The 24553-nt window shown below is 47.8% G+C and carries 18 protein-coding genes; 15 read left to right on the forward strand and 3 right to left on the reverse strand.

Annotated elements, in window-relative coordinates; genetic code table 11:
- Positions 1 to 72 precede the first annotated feature (72 nt).
- The 3 genes from EXU85_RS29760 (at position 73) to EXU85_RS29770 (ending at position 5517) form a co-directional block, all read left to right on the forward strand.
- Entirely contained in the window at positions 73 to 1854 is a 1782-nt protein-coding gene (locus EXU85_RS29760) for a metallophosphoesterase family protein (protein ID WP_142775565.1), read from the forward strand.
- Between the two features lie 471 nt (positions 1855 to 2325).
- Entirely contained in the window at positions 2326 to 4680 is a 2355-nt protein-coding gene (locus EXU85_RS29765) for an ABC transporter permease (protein WP_142775566.1), read from the forward strand.
- 126 nt (positions 4681 to 4806) lie between these two features.
- Positions 4807 to 5517, forward strand: coding sequence for a DoxX family protein (locus EXU85_RS29770; protein WP_142775567.1), 711 nt, complete (start codon positions 4807 to 4809; stop codon positions 5515 to 5517).
- A 63-nt stretch (positions 5518 to 5580) separates the two neighbouring features.
- Here EXU85_RS29770 and EXU85_RS35550 read toward each other — a convergent pair whose 3' ends face one another.
- Complete coding sequence (locus EXU85_RS35550; protein WP_168207892.1) at positions 5581 to 5724, reverse strand: hypothetical protein; 144 nt, start codon at positions 5722 to 5724, stop codon at positions 5581 to 5583.
- Positions 5725 to 5816: 92 nt separating this feature from the next.
- On the opposite strand from EXU85_RS35550, the gene EXU85_RS29775 reads away from it, so the two are divergent.
- From EXU85_RS29775 to EXU85_RS29820, 10 genes are all read left to right on the forward strand, one after another.
- Positions 5817 to 6407, forward strand: a complete 591-nt coding sequence (locus EXU85_RS29775; protein WP_142775568.1) for a hypothetical protein — start codon at positions 5817 to 5819, stop codon at positions 6405 to 6407.
- Positions 6408 to 6412: 5 nt separating this feature from the next.
- Positions 6413 to 6904 carry an SRPBCC domain-containing protein gene (locus tag EXU85_RS29780; protein ID WP_142775569.1) on the forward strand — a complete coding sequence of 164 codons (492 nt, stop codon included), beginning with the start codon at positions 6413 to 6415 and terminating at the stop codon, positions 6902 to 6904.
- 33 nt (positions 6905 to 6937) lie between these two features.
- Positions 6938 to 7501, forward strand: a complete 564-nt coding sequence (locus EXU85_RS29785) for a Crp/Fnr family transcriptional regulator (RefSeq protein ID WP_142775570.1) — start codon at positions 6938 to 6940, stop codon at positions 7499 to 7501.
- A gap of 177 nt (positions 7502 to 7678) precedes the next feature.
- Positions 7679 to 8134, forward strand: coding sequence for a hypothetical protein (locus EXU85_RS29790; RefSeq protein WP_142775571.1), 456 nt, complete (start codon positions 7679 to 7681; stop codon positions 8132 to 8134).
- A gap of 872 nt (positions 8135 to 9006) precedes the next feature.
- Positions 9007 to 9288: a hypothetical protein gene (locus tag EXU85_RS29795; protein ID WP_142775572.1), complete on the forward strand. Its 282-nt coding sequence runs from the start codon at positions 9007 to 9009 to the stop codon at positions 9286 to 9288.
- 111 nt (positions 9289 to 9399) lie between these two features.
- A complete protein-coding gene (locus EXU85_RS29800) occupies positions 9400 to 10710 on the forward strand; it encodes an esterase-like activity of phytase family protein (RefSeq protein ID WP_142775573.1) in 1311 nt (436 codons plus the stop codon).
- Positions 10711 to 10929: 219 nt separating this feature from the next.
- Positions 10930 to 12573: a tetratricopeptide repeat protein gene (locus EXU85_RS29805; protein WP_246859299.1), complete on the forward strand. Its 1644-nt coding sequence runs from the start codon at positions 10930 to 10932 to the stop codon at positions 12571 to 12573.
- A 270-nt stretch (positions 12574 to 12843) separates the two neighbouring features.
- Positions 12844 to 15603 (forward strand): TonB-dependent receptor, encoded by a 2760-nt coding sequence (locus tag EXU85_RS29810; RefSeq protein WP_142775575.1) that lies wholly within the window; start codon positions 12844 to 12846, stop codon positions 15601 to 15603.
- Between the two features lie 124 nt (positions 15604 to 15727).
- Positions 15728 to 16996, forward strand: coding sequence for a right-handed parallel beta-helix repeat-containing protein (locus tag EXU85_RS29815; RefSeq protein WP_142775576.1), 1269 nt, complete (start codon positions 15728 to 15730; stop codon positions 16994 to 16996).
- 99 nt (positions 16997 to 17095) lie between these two features.
- Complete coding sequence (locus EXU85_RS29820; RefSeq protein ID WP_142775577.1) at positions 17096 to 18130, forward strand: phytase; 1035 nt, start codon at positions 17096 to 17098, stop codon at positions 18128 to 18130.
- Between the two features lie 84 nt (positions 18131 to 18214).
- Here the strand turns inward: EXU85_RS29820 and EXU85_RS29825 are convergent, their stop codons facing one another.
- Both EXU85_RS29825 and EXU85_RS29830 read right to left on the reverse strand, forming a co-directional pair.
- Positions 18215 to 18481: a hypothetical protein gene (locus EXU85_RS29825; protein WP_142775578.1), complete on the reverse strand. Its 267-nt coding sequence runs from the start codon at positions 18479 to 18481 to the stop codon at positions 18215 to 18217.
- A gap of 316 nt (positions 18482 to 18797) precedes the next feature.
- On the reverse strand, positions 18798 to 19484 hold the full coding sequence (locus EXU85_RS29830; protein ID WP_142775579.1) for a hypothetical protein: 687 nt from the start codon (positions 19482 to 19484) through the stop codon (positions 18798 to 18800).
- Between the two features lie 337 nt (positions 19485 to 19821).
- On the opposite strand from EXU85_RS29830, the gene EXU85_RS29835 reads away from it, so the two are divergent.
- Both EXU85_RS29835 and EXU85_RS29840 read left to right on the forward strand, forming a co-directional pair.
- Positions 19822 to 22707 carry a TonB-dependent receptor gene (locus EXU85_RS29835; RefSeq protein ID WP_142775580.1) on the forward strand — a complete coding sequence of 962 codons (2886 nt, stop codon included), beginning with the start codon at positions 19822 to 19824 and terminating at the stop codon, positions 22705 to 22707.
- A gap of 103 nt (positions 22708 to 22810) precedes the next feature.
- Entirely contained in the window at positions 22811 to 24463 is a 1653-nt protein-coding gene (locus EXU85_RS29840; protein ID WP_168207893.1) for an IPT/TIG domain-containing protein, read from the forward strand.
- Positions 24464 to 24553 lie beyond the last annotated feature (90 nt).

Consider the following 24553-nt stretch of genomic DNA (forward strand, 5'->3'; position numbering starts at 1 on the left):
TAGCCTTTGCGGTGGGGCTGGGCGTACTATTCAGGAACGATTCCTGTCTGAGTCTCCCCACTAGCTGTCTACATGAAATCCTCTGGCTCTTTTCTTTTCCTGCTCCTCGTACTACTAACGGCATTTGTGGCCGATACCAGCCAACAACCTAAGTCGGGCGTTAAAGCGGTAATGGATGGCGTTGTCACCCGGTTGTACAAAACCTACCAGCCTCAACAACTCGATACGATCCAGCAGAATTTTGTGCTCTCTGTCCTGACGGATCAGGAGAAAAAGGTATTGGCGACGCAATACTGGACGTTCCGGGCCAATGTTCCGGTCGTTGTTTCGCTGATGCGGGATCAGGGGCAGAAAGTTCTTCCGTTCTGGTTGAAAGACAGTGGATTTCGTAAGACGGAACTGGTCGTCAAAAATGAAGAGTACACCTATGAAGTCTGGCAAAAGACGTTCGATGCAGGCCTGGTCTCGTTAGGAATTAATGGATTTGACAAACACCGTCCGGTCTATTTCATTAGTGTGAAGGCGCAGCATTCCGGCGATCCGTTACACATCACGCCTATTTTTCCGGCTCAACAAACATTCACCAAATTTCAACCGGGAGCATTCACCTACCACGACTGGAGTGACCTTAAACTCAACGAAGTCCCTGAATCCCTTCGCGGCCAGACTCTGTTTCAGACGATTCGGGGTAGAGCGCGGGAAGCTCACCTGGTAGGCGCTTTCCGCCGAACCAAATTTCCGGCCACAACCCAACCCGATCATCTCCTGCTTACCTGGAGTGGCAACCCCGCCACCACCCAAGATATTCAATGGCGAACCTCCGCGTCCGTACCGACTGGCGTTACCAAATATTGGCTGAAGGGCAGTCATGACACCCTGACCAAAGCGGCTGTTCTGTATAAAATGGAAGATCGGCTCCTGCAAAATGATCGGTACGCGCATCGGTTTACGACGCAGTTAACGGGGCTACAACCCGGCAAAACCTATGATTATCAGGTAGGATCAACCCAAGGCCGCTGGTCTTCCGTGGCTTCCTTCCAAACGCAATCCAACACGAAGGAAGGCTTCTCGTTCATCTGGTTCGGTGATACGCATAAATCGCCCGTATGGGGAGAGATGGCGCAACAAACGCTTACCCGGCATCCCAACATTGCCTTTTATTCGATAGCCGGAGATTTAGTCAGTACGGGGTTGCATCGGGATGAATGGGACGAATTATGGCAGTATTCGGGAAACGTCTTCCAATCCAAACCGCTGCTGCCTATTCCCGGTAATCACGACAGTCAGGATGGCCTGGGGGCCTGGATGTATCAGCAGATGTTAAGCCTGCCGCACAATGGACCGAAGCACCCCGAAGTCCCCGATGAGCAGACTTACGCGTTTAACTACAAAAACGCGTTGTTTTTGATGATCGATGCGACGGCTCCTATCGAAGCACAAACCGCGTGGATCAAGCAGCAACTTTCGCAATCGAAAGCCGATTGGAAATTCATGTTCTTCCATTTTCCGCCCTACACGTTTGAAGAAGATTACGCCGATATCCGGAAAGCCTGGGGGCCACTGATCGATCAATATCACGTGGATATGGTCATGAGTGGACACGTGCATTATTACATGCGCTCCAAGCCCACCTATAACGGCAAAGACGTAGCCACTCCCGCGCAGGGAACGATCTACACCATCTCCATCGGCATACCCAGCGAGCACGAGATCTGGCCGGACGAACCTTATGCCGCACTCCGGTATAAAAACGGCCCTTTCTACCAATTGATGGACATTCAAGGTAAAAAACTTACGTATACGGTCTACGATAAAGACGGGAAGGTTAGGGACGAACTGGTAATTACGAAGTAAAAACCCTGCTTTGACGTGGTGTCAGATTCTTAAATCTGACAGTTTAGGTTTTGAGAAACCTAAACACCGTTGACGCTCGGCTTTGCCGAGTGTCTTCTATTTTTAAGGGCGTCTCGCCCGTTTTAGTCTATTCTTAGTAGCACGCGGGCGGGACGCCCTTAGATAAAAGACACTCGGCAAAGCCAAGCGTCAACAAGAGTAAAAGCCCTGCTTTGACGTGGTGTCAGATTCTTAAATCTGACAGTTTAGGTTTCTCAAAACCTACTGTTCACATCTATAGGTTTTGAGAAACCTAAACTGTCGGTTATTAGTACCGCGCAGGCAGCCCCGCCGACATCACAGCCTTAGCCCGTTGACGCTTGGCTTTGTTGCCAGTCAATAGCATCTGCGGAGTAACAGCCTTAACTTTTTTTAACAACCTGAAAAACAACCCTTCACGCGCCTTACCACTCTACGTAAGAAACGTGAACTATGCTCGCCAACTACCTCAAAATCGCTCGTCGCCATCTCTGGACGAATAAACTCTATACTGGCCTGAATGCCGGGGGCCTGGCCGTTGGGCTGACAGCCTGCTTACTCATGGTGCTGTACGTGAAGCATGAATTCACCTACGACGGTTTTCATAAAAATGCCGACCGCATTGTTCGCGTTACAACAACGATTACGACACCCGATGCGCCGATATCGGTAGCCTCCTGCTCAATCCTGCTGGCCAGCGCGCTGAAACGGGATTACCCGGAAGTGGAAACAGCCGCCCGGTTCGAGCCTGTGTCGGCCCCCATTCGGTATGGGACGAAGTTGCAGAATGAACCCAACGTGTATTACGCAGAGCAGGCCGTTTTCTCGGTGTTTAGTTATCCCTTCATCGAGGGAAATCCGGCACGGGCATTAACCGAACCCAACACCGCCGTTGTTACCGAACGTTTTGCCCGGAAATACGCAGGACGCACGAGTGTGCTGGGGGAGACGTTTTTGTGCAACAAAAAACTATATCGCATTACGGGCGTCATGGCCGATTTGCCGTCCAACGCCGACATGAAAATCAGCGCGTTGCTGGCCAAGGATTATTCGACCTACACCGACTGGCTAGTCGATGATTTTCCGGTGTATACGTTCGTTCTGTTTCGGCAATCCCCCAATCTAAACGCCTTTGACAAGAAGCTGGCCATACTCAGCAAAACCCATATCCAGCCGGAACTGAAGAAAGTGGGTGCTGTGGGCTACTCCGTTGTATTCCAGACCGAATTTCTGAAAGACGTCCATTTTAGTCAGGGGAAAATGGCCGATATGCCGAAGGGCAATAAACAATACGGCTATCTCTTCCTGTTTCTGGCTGGTTTTGTGCTGGTCATTGCGTTACTCAATTACATCAACCTGTTGACGGCCCGCGCCACCGGGCGAGCGAAGGAAGTGGGCATTCGAAAAGCCAGCGGGGCGTTACGACAGCAGTTGATCGGTCAGTTTTTGTTTGAGTCATTTCTGTTGAGTGTACTGGCGGTCGTTCTGGCGATTGTCCTGTTGGCAATCACCATTCCTTTTTTCAACGACTTACTGCAAATTCAGCTTGCTATAGCCTGGACCGACGGTTTTCTGATGGCGGGCCTTGCTTTAGGGAGCACTGCCTTGCTGGGTGGACTTTACCCGGCTTTTGTCTTGTCCGGCTTTGACCCGGCGCCTGTATTACGGAAACAATCGGGCGGGTTAGGACGCGGTTTCGGACTCCGACAAGCGATAACCGTGTTTCAGTTTGTGCTAGCAGTGGGTATGATTATTGGTGTATTGGTGGCGCATAGTCAGATGAAGTACATGCAGCACGTTGATCTGGGGTTCACGAAAGAGCAGGTGCTCACCGTTCACCTTCCCGACGATTCACTGTCCAGAACCTACGGCCATGCCCTCGCCAATGAGTTACGGCAACGGACCGAAATCAAAGACGCATCGCTTGGGTCGGGAATTAAGCCTGATGCCATACTAACCAAAGCAACGACTATTTTTCAATCGGCGGGCAAAAAACGGGAAGTGATGAGTAACTACCTGTCCATTGATGACCGCTTTTTGCCGTTGCTGAACCTGAAACTGGCGAGTGGCCGGAATGTATCGGCGGGTTCCGAATCCGATAAGAACGGGGCTTTTCTGGTGAACGAAGCCTTTGTTAAACAGGCGGGCTGGAAACAGGCCGTTGGCCAACCGATGGAAGGGTTTATGCACAAGGGGAAGGTTGTTGGCGTAATCCGAAACTTCAACTATCACTCCCTCCATACAGCCATCGAGCCGGTCGTTTTGGTGTTCAATACGACTCCCCCCGCCAACCTGACGCTGAAAATGAAGCCGGAACAGTTGCCACTGGTACAGGTGGCCTGGCAAAAACATTACCCAAACTTCCCTTTCGAGTACACGTTTCTGGACGAGGCTTTTGATGCCCAATACCGGAAAGATAAGCTCATGATTACCCTGTTCAACGGGTTTTCGTTACTCACCCTACTGGTCTCCTGTCTGGGTTTGTTCGGTTTAGCGACCTACTCTGCTGAGCAACGGACCAAAGAAATAGGCGTCCGCAAAGTACTGGGCGCGAGTGTCGTCAGCATCGTAACACTCCTCTCGAAAGACGTGTTGAAACTAGTACTGATCGCCATCGTCATTGCCTCACCCCTCGCCTGGTACGCCATGACCCAATGGCTCGCCGACTTCGCCTATAAAATTGACATTTCGTGGTGGATGTTCGCCGTAGCGGGTTTCGTAGCCGTGAGTATTGCCCTGCTGACGGTAAGTTTCCAAAGTGTGAAAGCTGCGTTGATGAACCCGGTGAAGAGTTTGCGGAGTGAGTAAGCTAAAACTTACGCAAATACCCCCTAAGCTTCGCGAATATGTGAAAAGAACTCCGCACAGTTTCGCATATTTGGAAGTTAGCGGCAAAAGTATACCCAAACTATAAAAAAACAGATACAATTCAGCATGCCGAATAAACTCGAGTATTACTACTATGAGGCTAAGGACAACAAATGGTATCACTACTTTGCCATTTTTTGTCGTTTGGCTTTGGCTGTTGCATGGGTAATTTCAGGCTATGTGAAAATTTCGGGGGAACGCTTTGCGGCTGGCTTATCCCATAATCATCCCCTAGGCCAATATTTCGATGCTTTACTGAATACAGGCTACTATTATACATTTATTGGGATTGGCCAGGTACTCGTTGCCATCCTGTTACTCATTCCCAGGACTGCACTTATTGGCGCGATCAGCAGCTTCCCCATTATCCTCAATATTTGTGTACTCACCTATTCAGTTCGGTTTGAAGGAACTCGTGCAGCAACATTTATGCTATTGGCTAATTTGTTTTTATTGTGCTGGGACTATGATCGCCTAAAATCGATTCTACCATTCAGTGCCAACTTAGCTAAAGAAAAGCCCTTAACTAGCAAATTCCCATTTCTGTTTTTTGGCGGTGTCGTGGCAACACTTGCCGCGGTTATCGTTTTAAACAATGTCATGTACGACATCAGACCAGGCAACGCCCCAGAGGAATGCTGGAATGGATGTCCTGGGAATAACGATCCAAAAGCTTGTGAAGAATTTTGTGATTGTATCCATAACAAGGGCAAACCACTTGGCAACTGTTTAGAAGCGTACGAGAAGGCAGTAGAAAAACATAAGAAGGATAGTTAGAGGACAAAATTCAACAAATAAACTGCTCTGATACGTCATGACCCAATGGTTCGCCGACTTCGCCTACAAAATTGACATTGCCTGGTAGATGTTTGCGGTAGCGGGTTTTGTGGCAGTGAGTATTGTGCTGCTCACCGTGAGTTTCCAGAGTGTGAGGGCTGCGTTGATGAACCCGGTGAAGAGTTTGCGGAGTGAGTAAGTCTGCATCTGTACAACTATGCTTTGAGTTTGGTAACATTGCACAACAAACCTAATTGCGGTTTAGCGTTAGGATTTGGTAGTAATTATATGACTACTAAATGACCAAAGAAGAATTTAAAATATTTTGGGCATCAAGGTATCCTGATACGATACCAATATCTTATTTATTTAAGCAAGACTACCCCGACAGGTGGTTTAGAATTCATAGTTTACCTAAATCAAAACGGTATGCTGAGTGTGAAGATGAATGGGCTATTTTGTTAACAAGGCACAACCAAATAATCACTGACTTATTGGGGAGCAATGCAAAAATTTTACTTGTAACAGGTGAATATAATTGGGGAGAACGAGCGACTTTTATAACAGACGAAGAAGAAGTTTTCAAGCCTTACCATTTTCTACGACTTGACAATATTGACTTGTTTGAATTTAACCCAGACGACTACGATAATTATGAAATATATAGGTCAGCATTTGCTGAAACAATTTGGAACCCCAATCAACACAATAATTTACTAAAGGAGATTGCAGCCAATAAAACGGGAGCTTTTTTAATTTCAATGGACAAAAATATACTCATTGCTCCATATGACGGTGGTATTGACTTTGTTCTTAAAGACGGCCAAACGAGAGATATTTATAAACAAAAATATAAAGAATGGTTATCAGAGCGTGAAGACGGTCTTTAAACAAAATGCCCTCCCCCAACCTCATCACCAAACCAATCCTCATTAACGCACCCGCTTCCCTCGTTTGGCTCCACCTCACAACGCCCGACTTGATGAAACAATGGATGCTTGATACCGATATGACCATTGACATAATCACCGATTGGAACGTGGGAAGCCCAATCAGGATGAAGGGAGTTATGCACGGCATAGATTTTGAAAATACTGGCACAATCTTAACATACGACCCAGACAAGACACTTCAATACAGCCATTTAAGCTCGCTATCCCACTTACCCGATACGCCCGAAAATCAGTGCGTACTCACCTTTACGCTAACGCCTGTTGAGCCCCAGACCCGCTTAACCCTGACCATTACCAACTTCCCGACAGACGCTATTTTCAGGCATCTGGACTTTTACTGGCGAACGGCCATTGAAGTATTGAAAGACGTTGTTGAGAAAGACGTAATCGGTACAAACACTGAAAATTCTATCAACCAGATCGTGGACCAATAAGGAGCGCAACTCGCATCAATCGAAAATCAGCTCATGGAAAAGCTCAAAAAGAATTTCGAAACCATTGGTTTCAGCGGAGACGATTTGGCTAAAATTCTCAGTGCTTTCACGCTCCAGGTAGTCAAGAAAAATGAGTTAGTTGTCGAAGAAGGGAAAGTTAGCAAACACATTGGCTTTGTTGAAAGCGGCATGTTTCAATATTTCGTCTTGAAAGATGGCGATGAAATAACGACCTACATATCTATTGAAAATACGTTTCTGGCTTCGTTGTTGAGTTTTATTGGTGAGGTTCCCGCTCGCGAAAATATAAGAGCCTTGACGGATAGCAGTATAAGCCTGATCAGTAAAACCAGTTTACAAAAATTGATAAACGAACTCCCCAGGTTTAAGGAATTTTACATAGGCCTTTTAGAAGCCTCAATTTGCGGTATTGATGCCACCCGGCATGACCTGATTGTATTAACGGCCGAGCAGCGTTATGAGAAAATGCTCACCGAAGAACCCCACCTTTTGCAGAAAATCCCGTTACAGTATCTGGCTTCCATTTTGGGGGTAACTCCTCGCCACCTCAGTCGTATTCGAGGGAATATTCGTTGAATGCCATACCCTTCTTCTTTTTAGACATTTGTCTAGTAGCGTCAGTTTTAAACGGCTGAACTTTGCATCGTCAAGTAACAACCAGACGGCATGCAAACGGTTCACTATCAAGCCAATTCTCGCTCTGTCTGATTACCTGACTCTTGTCATAACAAGTAATCAAACAGGACAATCAACATGAAACAGGCAATCATCGTACTCTTTTTAGTAGTTTCAGGTTCAGCTTTCTCGCAAAGCCGTTTTTCAAAAAGTGAGTTAAGTATCAATGGATTCAGAAATCCGTCAGTTGGTGCCGAATATCGCTTCAAACAGATGTCTCTTCACGCTGGCTATTACCCAACTGCGTTTAAATCGGGTGAAACTACAAGCTTTATTAAAACAGGGTTTACACTTTGGTTTTTACCCGTCGGCAAAAAAGAAAATCCTTCTTCGTTTTATGCAGGAGCTTCTTATTTACGTGGCTTAAACCGCGATTATGAACATAAAAACGCGATGGGCGTAGAAGCGGGCTTCCGCTGGATGGTTTGGAAAGGGCTTAATCTGCGGATTGGTGCCATTGCAGTAGCAGCCAGTGGCGAAAGTTTAAAAATAAACCCAACGCCAGGTATTAGTTATTCTTTTTTCTTCAGGTAATTCCTCCACAAATACGTGATTAAACTTAGAAAAAGTCTACTCGCTTTACCTGGTCTGTATCAGCTACGTTTAGTACAATAGGTATTCTTCCTTCAGCAGTACTCGCCTTAATTCAATCACGTAGCTTATAAGGTTCAATTGGGCGCAGGACTCCTACTACGGTACAAGGCTTTCAGAAAGCCTTGTATTTGTACTAAAAAAGTGAGACCAAAATAGCCTCACTTTTAGTATTTCTCTTAACCTAATCTACAAAAAAATATAAACTAAAGAAGTACTATATGTATCAAAAACTACAAAATATAGAACAATAATATAGGGATAGATAAAAATAAAACTAATAGCACTATGAATAAAATCTTCCAGCGTGGATGATAGCTTACATAACGACTATTCCCAGCAACCAAATTCATTAACTCGTTCACCCAGTGGCTAAACATACCGCAAATCCTTACTCAGTGATACGGCAAAGGTAATCAATGAATTAACGCGCTGTTATTATCAAATCATTACCAACCATACACACTAAAAATCAACCTATTAGATAACAAAACCAACTAAAACACCGTCTACAGATGGCTATTAAATTATCTAATCAAAAAGCCACTCAAGAAGCAAGTTATAGAGCATTTAGTCTGACACTAGTTTAAGACCTGGTGTATATTGTTTTTCTATCCAATCCCCATAAACTATTTTCTCATGGATAAAATACGGCAGAAAAATTTCGAATAAATTGATGAATCAATGCACTTTAACGCAGCATAATTTCATAACCTTTCCTTAACAGACAAAAACGGATAACCCTTTACATTTGTGATGATTTAAACCGGTTCATTTCACGGATAGTACAGTTTGTACCCGTATGAAAATTAGCTATGGCTCATCACCGACTAAAAGCAACCCTCAGCAATATCATTGGCCTCTGGTTTGGAGCAGATACGCCCATTCGTCATTACAAAATCACCTCAAATCCCGAATTGTGGGAGGCTTGTCAGCGCGTTAGTAAAGTGTTCACTGCCCCTTCCGGGACTTTGTCTATGGATCGCTTTACTAAATCAGATCAGGTTGCCTTTGCCAGAGCCGTTCAGCAGAAATTATATCAGCCTGCTACGGCCCAGCGAGCATATTATTATTGTCGTCAGCTAGAAGCCGCTTGATAGTCAACACATTAAACTTAATAATCCCGTAACAAACCGGGTCGTTATATTACATTCAGATAATATGAGGGGCTTTAGCTTTGCGCACTAAACAACGCTTTTCTTCTCCTCATGAGAACATCCTCTCTACCAGTCTCAATTGCCACAAGTTGTGCGCTTGTAGGTGGCCTTTTTGTCGCTTCATGCGATGACCACCGCATTCCGGCTATGCTTCCCTCCTTTTCAGAAGCATCGAATCCAGCGGTGCTGTCGACGGCTCCTAACGGTACGGTGCTCTATAATGGTGGATTTGGTTCTGCCATCGCACAGGATCATGCCGACCCTACGGTATTTTATCTACTAACCGATCGGGGACCTAATGCAGCCGGTGCAGCGGCCAACACCATCATTTTCGGTAAGGCCGATTTCACACCCCAAATTGGCCGGTTCCATGTGGTTGGGAATCAACTGGTTCTAGAAAAAACAATTCTGCTCAAAAATGCGGCCGGACAGCCGTTGACAGGCTTACCCAACCCCATAGGTCAGGGTAATACCGGCGAGATTGCCCTTGATCTGAACGGACAAACGATTGCCCCTAATGCCGACGGTATCGACTCTGAAGGGCTCGTGCTGGCATCCGATGGAACCTTCTGGATCAGTGACGAATACGGCCCGCACATTGCGCATTTCGATGCCAATGGCAAAACCATCGAGCGGATCAACCCATTCGGTACGGGCACTGGTGGGCGTACGTTGCCCAAAGTACTGGCCCGTCGCCGACCTAACCGGGGTATGGAAGGACTGACCATTACGCCCGATGGCAAAACATTGGTTGGTCTCATGCAGTCGCCTATGTACAATCCATCGTCGGGAGCCGTATCGGGCTCGACCGTACTGCGTATTATCACCTTCGATATTGCCACTGGAGCTACGAAGCAGTATGTGTACCTGATGGAAAACGCCAGTCTGACCGGCTGTAGTGATATTGCGGCCATCACGAACACTACGTTTCTGGCGTTAGAGCGCGATGGCGACTATGGCGGCAATCCGGCCAAACCAGCTACGTTCAAGCGGGTCTATAAATTCGACATCTCAAATGCAACCGACATCTCGGACCCGACAAATGGGGATGGAGGTAAATTATACGGTGGCTTGACAGTAGAACAACTGAAAGACAAGGCTGGACTGCAAACCGCAGGTGTTGTACCGGTTACGAAAACGCTGGTTTTCGATCTGTTAACGGAGATTTCACCGGTTTACCCGCACGATAAAGCCGAGGGTGTTTACATATTGAGCCCAACCCAACTGGCTATTTCCAACGACGATGATTTTGGTGTAGTCGATAATGGACAGAATGGGTTCACGACCAAAATTCTGCCCGCTACGGGTAAGGTTGATGTCAATCGGATTTATTTCGTAAACCTAAAGGCACCGCTGAAGTAAGAATCTGGTTCGAGTGACTATTCACGCCAGGCAGCAAAGCCACTTCCCAACAGAAGTGGCTTTTTTAGTACTCTATAGAAACCCACCTCCATTTGGTAACAAAAACTTCACATTACCGATGTTGGGCTGGGCTCTATCTTTATAGATTGGATTAATCCCTACAGAATGCGTCTAGTTTATGCCCATAAGTCATACCAAACTTTCGGTCTTTGTTCACTATTGAAACTGCTATGCCTGATCGCCTGGGGTGTTTTCAGCATTCCTGTATCAGCGCAGATCCTCACTAGTACAGAGCAGCTATCGCGACAAAACCCCGATTCTGCTTACCGGGTTGTTAAAATTTTATTGGACAAGGCTATAAGCCAGAACGATAAACAGACCGAGGGCGATTGCCTGCAACAAATCGGGCTGCTTTTATACCACCAGGGTAGTTATGTTCAGGCAATCGATTACCTGTTACGCGCACAGAAAATTTTCCTCAACGCAAATGATGCAGCCCGGCTAGCCCGCAATCACAATGAACTTGGCACTGTTTATTATTACAACGAACAGGTTGACCGGGCACTGAATCAGTTTAACGAAGCGCTGGCTTTTTACCGCCAACCTACTAATGCCGAAGGCCTGGCCCAGACCTATGCAAACATCGGGCATATTTACGAAAAACGTCAGGACCCGAAGCAGGCGTATCGCTACCAGAAGTTAGCCCTGGCAAACAGTCGGGCGGCAAAGGATGTGAACAGTCTGACGAAAATTTACGAAAACCTCGGCAGTATTTTTGAAGATGAGGCCCAATACGACTCGGCTCATTATTATTACCAGAGTGCCCTGACCCTCGCCCAACAGACTCATGACGAAATCGGCCAGATCGAAATCATCAACAACCTCGGCGACGTTTTCCGAAAAACAGGCCGTTATGAGGAGGGGCTGAAACGCTCGCGTGAGGCTATGCAGCGGTCGCAGCAAAAAGGCGAGTTATATCAACTGAGTGCCGCCCTTCGCGACATTGCCAAAACGTATCGGTTATTGAACCAGCCCGACAGTGCGTATGCCTACCTGGAACGAAGCCGCGATTTAGTCGATGCGATTTACGCGGCCGACAACACCCGGCAAATTACCTTGCTGCAAACCCTGTATGATGTTGAACGGAAAGACAGCGAGATTGCCCAATTGAATGCCCAAAAACGAATCGACTTCATTATCATCCTTGCGGCCAGCGTCGTGTTGGTATTGATTGGCATTCTGGGTGCAGTCATCATCAGTCGGCAGCGGCTAAAGATTCGGAATGAACAGGCCCTTAATCAGCAGAACCAGCAGATTTTTCAGACGCAGAACGAGTTGATGCAGGTTGAGCTGAAAAACCAGCAGTTGGAAGAAGAAAACCTGAAAGGGCAACTCGAATTGAAGAGTAAGGAGTTGACTACCCATACGCTGCAAATCATTCAGAAAAATCAGGTACTGGAAGAAATCAAGAACGACCTGACGGCGATCTTGAAAGACGACAAGCGCGATCAGAAAAAACAAATCCGGCAACTGGTGGATAAAATTACCCTGAACTTCAGTCAGGATAAATACTGGGCTGACTTCAGAACCATTTTCGATCAGGTCCACCCCTACTTCTTTACCCAGCTCACGCAGCAATTCCCTGATTTAACCGCCACCGACCTGCGTCTGATTGCCTTATTGAAAATGAACATTAGTTCGGCTGACGTCGCTACGCTGCTGGGGATCTCGTCGGATAGCCTGCGCGTATCTCGTTATCGGCTGCGTAAAAAAATCGGCCTGGCCGAAGGTGAATCTCTCTCGGCCTATATTCAGCGCTTCCCTTCCCAATCACTGCCATCGCCCGAAAACAGTATAATTTAGCGGCCTTCGCGGCTCTTCGCAATTAGGAAACAGTTTGGTAACAATAACATAATGGCCATTAGCCGAACGAGCAAGCCATTAACTATCAACCCATTAACTAGCAACCAGTTCATTTGTTGCCTATCTGTATACGCTCATAAACGTCTTGTTGCCTTTTTGTTCACGGGTCAAATTTGTCCGGCTCCCCTGCTCTCCCTCACCTTTGCGACACAATTAAACACGGCCATTGCCTGTAGGTAGGCCCGTGATTCGTTGTCATTCGCAAACTGTATGAACCGACTACTACTGACAATCGTCTGCCTGCTTCTTATCCCACACGTCTGGGGGGGAACCATCCGGGGGCGAGCCGTCGATGCCACTACAGGTCAGCCCGTCATTGGGGCAACACTCATTCTGGAAAATACCAAACTCTATAATGTGTCGGGATTAGATGGCTCCTATCTGATTAAAAATGTACCCACCGGAACGTATAAAATTCGGATCAGTTACGTGTCGTACAAAACAATCACCCGCGACATTGAGCTAACCAGTGCCGAGCAGGTGATCACGCTGGATATACCGCTGGAGACCGAAACCGACCGCCAGATTACCGAAGTAACGGTAACCGCCAAACGCGATGGCGGCAGTGACCGTACCGCCCGCGACCTCGAACGGAATGCCCTGCAAGTGACCAACATTGTGTCGGGCCGAACCATTGAACTCTCCCCCGATTTAACGGTTGCCAACGTCATTCAGCGTGTATCGGGCATTTCGATCGAGCGCAACAGCAACGGCGACGGCCAGTACGCCATTCTGCGTGGCATGGACAAACGGTACAACTATACGTTGGTCAACGGTGTGAAGATTCCCAGCCCCGACAACCGCTACCGCTACGTGCCCCTCGACATTTTCCCGGCTGAACTCTTGGATCAACTCGAAGTTTACAAAGCCCTCACCCCGAGTATGGAAGGCGATGCCGTTGGCGGAGCGATTAACATGGTGATGAAAGACGCGCCCGATCGCCCAACGATTCTGGCGAACGTTTCATCGGGTTACAGTGAACTGTTTTTCAACCGTCCGTTTGTTGGTTTTGATACAAAGAATATCAACGCGCAGTCACCTTACGAACAGTTTGGGAATCAGTACAGCGCCAAATTTTCGGATTTCAACAAAGCGACAACAACCTATACCCGTCAGACACCACCGCCGAACTTACTGGGCAGCTTTGCCATAGGCAATCGATTTTTCAACCGGCGGTTTGGGGTTATGCTGGCGGGGAGTTTACAGAATACCTACCGGGGCAGTAACAGCCTGTTTTTTACCGGCGATGTGGTTAATACCTTGCGGGGCGTTACCCTGACGAAACAGAGCGAGCGGCAATTTTCGGAACGGCAAACCCGCTACGGGCTCCACGCCAAGATGGATTTTCGCATCAACCAGAATAACAAAATCCAGTGGTTCAATGCGCTCATCAGCCTGGCAAACGAGCAGATTCGCGAAACAAAAACAACCGAACTGGGCATTGGCGGGTTCGATCCGGTATTGGGCAATGCAACACTGGGCTACGAAACCCGATCGCGACTGACGAAACAGAAAATTTATACCAGTACGCTTCAGGGCACGCATCAGGTAACGCCGGTATTCGCCATCAACTGGTCGGCGGTGTATTCCTCGGCTACGAATGAAGTTCCGGATCAAACCTATGTGCCACTACTAGGCATCCGCAAAAATTTTGTAGAGCAGCGCACCACCGTTCAGGACGGCCAACGCCGGTGGGAGCATAACACCGACAACGATCTGGCGGGTTATCTGAACCTGACCCTGAAAAGTAAACTGGCAGGCATAGCCATCGAATGGATGGCGGGTGGCCTCTACCGCGATAAGCAGCGCACCAATTTTTACAACAATTACACCTTACGACCAAGCAATCCGTTCGCTCAGTACGGCGTCGATTTTACCGACTACAACCAGATTGCCTGGACCATTCAGAATCCCCTTGGCTCAGTCGCGTCAGCGCTGAACTACGATGCCACGGAGAAAACAACATCGGGTTATCTGCAATTCCGCACTACCGATCATCCCCTTGAAGTAACCGGGGGCGTTCGCATCGAGCATACCGATCAGGGCTACGCCATGAAGTTTCCGATTGGTGAAGACAATCCAACCGGCAGTCAGATTTATACGGATGTGCTCCCAAGTTTGCACTTCCGCTACCGGCCAAATGAGCAAACGAACTGGCGCCTGTCGTACTTCCGGTCACTGAACCGGCCCGGCTTTTTCGAGATCGTTCCGTATCGGATTGTCAATGAAGAATACCAGGAACGGGGCAATCCTAACCTCAAACGGGCCATTGCCGACAACGTTGACTTACGCTACGAGTTTTTCCCGCGCCCACTGGAGCAATTTATGGTTGGCCTGTTCTACAAACACATTCAGGACCCCATCGAGTACACGCTTCAGAAAGATGCGATCCGGGGTCAGGATTTGTACTACGGACCGGGCAACTTCGGTAATGCCACAAACCTGGGACTGGAACTTGACGCCATCAAGTACTTCCGTCAGTGGGGCATCAAGGCCAATTATACCTACACCAACTCCAGCATTACGACTCCCAAATCAAAGCGCATTCGCAATGAGCAGGGCGATCTGCAAACCATCACCGTCAACCAGACGCGGGCACTTTACGGCCAATCGGCGCACATAGCCAATTTATCGCTGCTCTATAAAGATGCCGAACATGGGTGGGACGGCCAACTGGCAGCCAGCTATACCGGCCCCCGCATCAATACCGTGTCGCAGTTTGTCGATAACGACCTGTATCAGAAGGGATTCATTCAGATGGACGCGTCTATCGAAAAGAGACTGGGCAAAAGCCTCCTGCTATTTGCCAAAGCGAATAACCTGCTCAATACCCCAACGGAGATTTTCATCAAAAACGTAAACAGTAAAAATTCAGACGTACCGAATCAGGATGAATCCGGCAAAACCCTCATCCGGCGCGACTTCTACCAACGCTCGTATCTGCTGGGGATTCGGTATAAACTGTACTAGAATAGAACGCAGATTGTTATGATCGATTATGATTTAAAAGATTTAGAGAATCATAATCGATCATAATAATCATAAAAATCTGCGGCCCATAACAATTCAACAAATTCATAATCAATTACTAACCATGAAACAAGTAATCATTTTAGCCGCTCTGTCGGCTGCTGTGCTGGTGGGCTGCTCCAAGAGCGACGACAACAGCAATCCTGTCGTTACGCCAGCTCCCGTTGTGAAAGAAGCTGTATCGGGCGATGTATCGGGGACCTGGACGAAAGGTAATACCTATAAAATTACGGGCCATTTGCAGATTCCGGCCAGCACGTCATTAGTGATCGAAGAAGGTGTCAACGTGATTTTCAGCGACTCGACGGTGAAGCCTGAATTGATCGTAAAAGGCAATCTATACGTAATGGGCACATCGGCAAACCCAGTGAAATTTACGGTGCCCGATGCCTGGAAAACAACGGCCAATCAGTGGGGAAATCTGTGGGGTGGCATCATTGCCGCACCAACCTGCACCGAACTACTGATCGACAATGCCATCCTTGAATATGGTGGAGCGGTAACGACCGAGAGTTCACCCTCCGTAAAAGCGGGCTTGTACAAAGCAGCAGCGGGCAATCACGTACCGGCCGTAAACTACTCGAATGTAAACGGGAAATTGGTTATCGTAAACAGCCGGTTGAACAATCAAAACGAAGATGGTTTTTACATCGAAGGCGGTAAAGTGATCGTTGCCAACAACAAGATTTATACCCAGGGGGTATCGGGTGGCGATGCCATCAACATCAAATCGGGGGTTCAGGCCGACGTAGCGTTTAACATGATCTATAGCCCCAACACCAACGCTCTGAAACTCTCGAATACCGGCGACCGTACACCTCAAGCGTATGTAGTTGCGTATAACAACACGATTGTGAATGCAGGCTGGCGTCGGCCAACCATCAAAGGTGGTTCGATCTGGGTAGAAATCGCAGTTCGGGCGGAGTTATATAATAATCTGCTGGCCAATGACCGGTTTGGCGTAAAACGCGATCCTAAAAACCCGGAAGACAGCCGGACCAAGGTGAGCAATAACCTGTATTACGGCGCAACGCAGGATGGCGTTACGGGTTTCCAGCCCAGCACCGAAATTCTGACCGGCACTAACGATGTCATCAGCAAAACGGTGGGCGATAATGACCCAAAATTTGTGAACTATCCGCTCACAACCGACTCTAAAAACGCAACCTTCAATACAGCCTGGGATTTCCGTTTGCAGGCCGGTTCGCCCGCCATCGGCAAAGGCACCACGAGCTTCACCCGTTTGTATGCCGACGGTATTTCGTTTGCCAATGGCACCCTGTACAAATCGCCAGCGCCATCAACAACCATTGGTGCTTTCGGTACAAACTAGGTTTTAAAAATTGTAACACAGAGACCACAGAGAAAAATCGAGATTCACAGAGATCTCTGTGTGTCTCCGTTTTTCTCCGTAATCTCTGTGTTATATTTCATGAATTATCATCTGGCGGTTCTCTTACCCCTCTTCCTAGTTGCCTGTCAATCTACGGCGCAAACCCCTGTCAAGCCCGTTGTTATTACCGACACCGTTCGGCACGATACCGACGATCCGGCTATCTGGATCAACCCGGCCGATCACGCCAAAAGCCTGGTTATTGGTACCGACAAAGACCAGGATGGCGGCCTTTACGTGTTTAATCTCCAGGGCAAAATTGTCAAGGAGATTCACGACCTCAAGCGGCCCAATAACGTCGACATTGCGTACGGCCTGATGCTGGGCGGTAAACCCACCGACATTGCCGTAACTACCGAACGGTTTACGCACAAGCTCCGGATTTTCTCCCTACCCGACATGAAACCCGTTGATAACGGTGGACTTCCTATGTTCGTTGTCGACACAACCAGCGGCTTCCGTGATCTGATGGGCATTGCCCTTTATAAAAATCCGTCGGGTGTACTATACGCGATGGTTGGGCGCAAAACAGGCCCTACAAATGGATCATATATTGGTCAGTATCGGCTCGAAGACAATGGCAAAGGCCAGGTTAAAGCCACCCTCGTGCGGAATTTTGGACTCTATAGCGGCAAGAAAGAAATTGAATCCATTGCCGTCGACAATGAACTTGGCTACGTTTATTACTCCGACGAAGGTGTGGGCGTTCGTAAATACTATGCCGATCCCGAAAAAGGAAATAAGGAGCTAGCTCTTTTTGCGAAAACAGGCTTTGCCGAAGATCACGAGGGGATTTCGATCTATAAAACGGGCCCAAAAACGGGTTATCTGCTTGTTTCGGATCAGGGTGCCAACCAGTTCCACATTTTCCGGCGCGAGGGCGAATCGGGCAATCCGAATGACTATAAAGTCCTGAAAGTGGTGAAAGTGGCTGCCCAGGTTAGTGATGGTTCCGATGTGACGAACGTACCCTTAGGCAAGCAGTTTCCGCACGGATTATTTGTGGCCATGTCGGAAGGCAAAACGTTTCACTACTATCGCTGGGAAGATATTGCCGGAAAGGACCTGAAGTGAGAAACGGGTAGTAACGTTCGGGAGTAGTAAAGCAGAGGATCGTAATGCCTATTGGCTTACAGGCTTCCCGAACGTTTAGTCACTTTATGCGTCTACTGGCTTAGCTGGGGCTTTAGCTTTCTTGGTAGCTACTTTTTTCGGCGTTTTGGCCGCTTTGACTTTGGCAGTTTTCTCGCCTGACTTCTTCTTCTTTTCTTCTTTTTTCAGCAGCTTTACTAATTTCTTAGCCAGCTTGTCGGCTGATTTCTCGATGGCCTTTTTAACTTTTTTCGACTGTTCGGTGGCGTCACTCAACTTCGCTTCTACAGAAGCAACGATCGAATCGGCAAGGGCCTTTTTTTCAGCTTTCATTATATATTTCTGCTAGTGTCTTGAGATAATAAAAAAATCTACAAATAACTACGAAAAAAAAAGCAGAAACAAAAGCCCAATGTTAAGTTTTTGTTATCATTCCAGGCTCTTTGGGAATCATATCAGGATAGCTATTTCTACTCTAAAAGCCTTTAATTAAGCAGTAGAAGCTCTTTTGGAGGTAGACATAAGTGAGGTCAGATTCTTAAATCTGACCCATAGGTTTCTCAAAACCTACTGTTTATACCCATAGGTTTTGAGAAACCTATGGGTCGGTTATAAGTAACCGACACCACGTTTACAAAGGCACTGTAATTCAATCGATTACTCGTTTCGCTTCTCGTTTATAGGTCAGTAAGCGCCCTCGTGCCGCGCTCATAACCTGATTTAATTGTCTATATAGTTGATGTTGCGTGAGCTGGAGATTCCGTAATGTTTCGGCTTCCTGAGTAACTTCCTGCGTCAGTCGGGTAAATTGACGAACCTGCTCCCGAAGTTCTTTCAGGCAATAAGCCTGCGAGAGAGGGGTAAAACCAATAATTTGTAACAGATCCAGTAACCAACAGAAGTATTGCCCTAACAGCGCATATGAATCCTCATGCAGACGTAAGTCCTTATAGAGTAGCGGTTTTCGCCGATTAGCCGGAAAACGAGGAAGCTGTAAGTGGTGAATTTTCAGGTAAAGTACTTTAATAAGATCATTACCAACTGTCCCTCCTTTAAACTGATGCCCAATTTCCTCCCACAGTCGTTCGTTCTGCGGCTTTATACCTGTTCTCGAATCCTGGGTTATCAGCCTGCGCTTTTCAGAAAGTTCCCAGTATAACTGCCATTGCTCATCAAACTGCGTATTGATGGCTTCAATCCGTTGGATGAGTGCCTGTAGGACTGGTTCTTCTGGGGGAACATCATTGCCGGATACAGCTATCCATTTTGTCAGGCTGGCTCTGAGTTCAATTGCTTGAGTGAGTTTTTTGGTCAGTGAGCCTTCATAAGGGGTCATGAATGAACGGGTTTCAATGGCTGGAAGGGCTGGAAGATGACAATTGTAAGCGACAACAGCCTATTTAGGGATAAATGATTCTATACCATGACCAACCGTTTGTATTAATTTGATAACATACAGCCATAAAGAATAACTAACTATAAATCAGCAAATTAACAGAAAAATTACACATAACTACGATCATAGACCATGTAAAGTAACAACAGGAATTAGATTAAAACGAAATTAAAAAATCATAACATACGGATCACTGAAACATAATATTCAGGTAATCTCCAGCTCGAATTAGGCCGGTAGTTTTGCAGCGCTTTAAAGCGATACCAAAACTAGAAAGATGAACCGCAACGTACTACTTATCCTATTTTCTCTTTGGGGGGCTGCCGTTTTTGCGCAGACCGGCACCATTCGAGGGACCATTAAAGACGGAAAAACCAAAGAATCGCTCATCGGCTGTACCGTGCTTGTGAGCGGAACCCAACTCGGTGTTACGACCGATGTCGAAGGAAATTTCACCATTCTTAACGTACCAGCGGCCACCCACAAAGTTGTTATCTCCTACATCTCCTACAAAACCAAAGAAATCCCCAACGTTCGGGTTGAATCGGGCAACACGACGGCTATCGAAACCGAACTGGATGAGGAAGGAAAATCGCTTCAGGAGGTAGTTGTTCGCGCCAATAAAGCGACCAACACGGAGATTGCCGTTATCACCGAAATCAAACAATTAAAACCCATTGCCGTTGGTATTTCGGCCCAGCAGATCGTTAAATCGCAGGACCGGGATGCGGCAGCCGCTATTCGCCGGGTACCGGGCGTCAGTATCGTCGATAACCGGTTTGTACTTATTCGGGGTTTGGCAGCACGCTATAATTCGGTGTTGATCAACGACGTGATTACCCCTTCGACCGAAGTCGATACCCGTTCGTTTTCGTTCGATCTGGTACCGAGCAACATCATCGACCGGATGATCGTCTATAAATCGGGTTCCGCCGAACTGCCCGGCGATTTTGCGGGTGGGGTTGTAAAAATCTACACCAAACGCCGACCAGAGCAAAACTTTCTGGATGCTGGCCTGACACTGGGTTACCGGGGAAATACTACGTTTCAGAATGTACAGTCGCACTCCCGAAGTGGTCTCAACTGGCTGGGACTTTGGGGAAAAGATCAGCAAATTCCAACGAGTTTTCCAACAGGCTTAGGGCAATTCAATAGTTTGAATCCGCTACAGCGTGCCGCTTATGCTCAGTTGCTGCCGAATTCATGGGGTATCCAGAACCAGACGGTCAATCCAGATATACGCCTTGCCATCAACATGGGTCGTCGATTCGATGTAGGCGATGTACGCGTTAGCAACCTGACCAGCATTAACTACGCAAGTACGAACCAATTCTCGAACGTTGATTTCCAGTTATACGATAATGGCACCATTGCCAACGCCGTTGCCGAAAAATATACGGATGCCAATTACGCTCGCCAGACTCGTTTAGGCATCCTGCACAACTGGTCGGCACGGTTCTCGCCAGGCTTCAACCTGGAGTGGAAAACGTTGTTCAACCAACTCAGCACCACCGAAACGGTTGTTCGGGCAGGTCAGCGTCTTCAGGATGGCTTCGATGTCATGAGTTATTCTGAACGCTTCGAAAACCGGAGTATTCTGACCTCTCAACTAGCTGGTGAGCATACCGTTAACCAACTGACAAAAATTAACTGGATCGCCAGCTTCGGGTATACGGGTCGTTGGGAGCCTGATTGGAAACGGGTTCGTTATCAGCGGGTAACAGGCGCTACGGGTGCCGATGGACAACTTCAGCCCTACTCGATTGCCGCACCTAATGATCCAAATCCAATCGACGTGGGCCGGTTCTATTCCAAACTGCATGAGTATGTGGGATCAGCAATTGTTAATGGCGAACATACATTTGGTAACCCAACCGACCGGGAGCCTAATCGCATCCGATTCGGGGTGTATACCGAACGCAAAAACCGCGATTACGGTGCTCGTTTCTACGGTTATCAGAGTGTTGGCAACAGCACCACCGCCAAAGCGAGTGATATCAACACCGCATTCAGCACAGCGAATGTAAACGGACAGAATGGCTTCTCACTGCTCGACGGTACCAAGCCGCTAGATTCATACAAAGGGATCAATACCTACCTGTCTGGTTATATTACTGGTGATGTTTACTTCGGACCAAAGGCCAATCTGACGGTTGGTTTCCGTGGCGAGTATAACGACCAGGGCATCCGCGCAACCCGCCTAACGACTGAGGAACAACTGGTATCGAACAAAGTATTTAGTCCGCTACCCTCCCTGAACTTCACCTATAAGTTAAGCGACCGGACCAATTTGCGTTTGGCGTATTCATCGTCGCTCAACCGTCCTGAGTTCCGTGAATTAGCGCCGTTCAGCTACTTCGACTTCAACCTGCTGGCCGACATTCGTGGTAACACGGCTCTAAAAACCGCTACGATTCAGAATATCGACGCGAAGTGGGAATTCTACCCAACTCAAAACGAGCTGATCTCGGTTAGTGGTTTCTACAAGCACTTTACCAATCCAATCGAATCATTCCTGTTGATCCAGGCGAATGGCTTAGCGTACACGTTTGCCAATGCTAACGCAGCCCAGAACTACGGGGTTGAACTGGAAGTGCGCAAAGGGTTTCAGAACTCATCGAGCGTATTCCTCCAGAATCTGTCAGTAGTTGGTAATGTATCGCTGATTAAGAGCACGGTTAATGTCGGTGATATTGTGCGGGCTCCAGACCTGAGTGGTGAAGTTCGTGAATACGACATCCGTGGTATTGCCGATACCGAGCGTCCGCTGGCGGGTCAGTCGCCTTACCTGATTAACGCTGGTGTGTACTATACAGCACCTAAATCGGGCTGGCAAGGCAATATCCTCTACAACGTGTTTGGCCAGCGGATTTTCGCGGTAGGCAACCGGAACAACCCAACCATTTACGAAATGCCCCGGAACGTGATCGACCTGAACCTGACCAAACAAGTCAACAACAAACTCGAACTACGACTGGGTATTCAGGATGTGCTGAACCAGTACGTCCGGTTTGCACAGGATTTCAACCACGATGGTAAAATCGGCAGCGACGTAACCTCGCAATCGGCTGATGCCGACCAGGTTCTTCGCAAGTTCAAACGAGGCAGCTACTACACACTGAGCGCTATATACACATTTGGTCGCCGGACAATCATTCCTTAAGCCAGTAAAGAAAGTACCAATCAAATTCAATTAAAAACCAATGTTTATGCGAGTTAACCAATTGCGCCGTGGGTGGCACGGCAATTTCTCAGCCTTAACAAGCATGCTAGTTTTAGCACTGGGCGTATTCCTGGTCGTATCGTCCTGTAAAAACGACGATGCAACACCAGCACCGGTTCTGAGTATCACGAGCATTTCACCAACATCGGCTCCAGTTGGTTCAACCGTAGTGATTACGGGTACAGCGTTCAACGCTACACCAACCAGCAACACAGTAACCTTCGGCACCGTACCGGCTACGATAACAGGGGCTACGACCACTTCGTTAAGCGTTATTGTTCCTGCCAATGCCGGAACGCCAGTCAACGTATCGACGGGTGGTGTAACGGTTAGCAGCACGACTGCGTTTGCACTGGGCAACAAACCCGTTATCACGGTGGCTTCGAACATTACAGCCAGCACCAACTGGACCGCTGGTAATATTTACCTGATCCAGGGCTTTGTAAACGTTACTTCGGGCGCTACGCTGACGATTGAAAAAGGAACCATCATTAAGGGGGCTCCTAAAGAGCAGGACCCAAGCGGTCAGGCAAAAGGTGGCACGCTGATTATTCAGGCTGGTGCTAAAATCAGCGCTATTGGTACGGCTGATTCGCCAATCATCTTTACATCAAGCAAAGCAGCCGGTTCACGTAATTATGGCGACTGGGGTGGGGTTGTTCTGATTGGTAAGGCTCCTACCAACCAACCTGGTGCAACTGCTTTTGAAGGTGGTATTCCAGGTACAATCGGTACCTATACCGACGTTAACGACAACTCAGGTACGATGCAATACTGCCGGATTGAGTTTGGTGGCATTTCATTAACAAACGTGTCTAACAGCGAAATCAACGGCTTAACGCTCTACGGCGTAGGTGCTGGTACAACCATCGACCACATCCAGGTTTCGTACAGTGGTGATGATTCGTACGAGTGGTTTGGCGGTACGGTCAACATGAAAAACCTGATTGCTTTCCGTGGGTGGGATGATGATTGGGACACCGACTGGGGTTATGTAGGTAAAGTACAGTATGGCGTATCGCTACGCGATCCAGACGTAGCTGACCAATCGGCTTCTAATGGTTTTGAATCGGACAATTTCAACCCCGGTGCACCAGCAACAGCAGCGAATAACGGCCTGCCCCTAACGGCGCCTGTATTTGCCAACATGAGCAATTTTGTAACGGCAGGTACGCCATCAAACGCAGCGTCGGCAAAGGGTAGTGGTCCTTATCAGTCCGGTATGCACCTGCGTCGGAATACCTCAATCAGCATCTTCAACTCGCTGTTAGTTGGTTATCCAGAAGGTCTTCGTCTGGACGCTCAGACGGGTACGACCAACACCCTGGACAACGCTACGGCTGGTAATATGCAGTTACGGGGTATTGTTCTGGCAAACATGACCACACCCGTTCGTGGCGCACAGGCTATCACGAACGATCAGGCTACGGCATTCTTTACTACTGCCGCATTCAAAAATCAGATCATTGCTAGCACGAGCCTGGCTTCGTTGCTACTGAACTCAGCAAACTTTACGCTGACAGCGCCTAACTTCCTCCCTCAAACAAGCTCACCTCTTCTAACGGGTGCTATCTGGGATGGCAAAGGTGCTGACTCTTTCTTCACGAAAGAAACGTTCATTGGCGCTTTCGGAACCACCGACTGGACCAAAGGCTGGACCAACTGGGACCCGCAAAACGCGAACTACGACAAATAATTCAATTAGTAAATTTAATATTGGTGTCGCAAGAAAAGGCCGGAGCATTGCTCTGGCTTTTTTTATTAAACACAGAGGCACAGAGATCAC

Source organism: Spirosoma sp. KCTC 42546 (genome assembly GCF_006965485.1).
Lineage (GTDB): Bacteria > Bacteroidota > Bacteroidia > Cytophagales > Spirosomataceae > Spirosoma.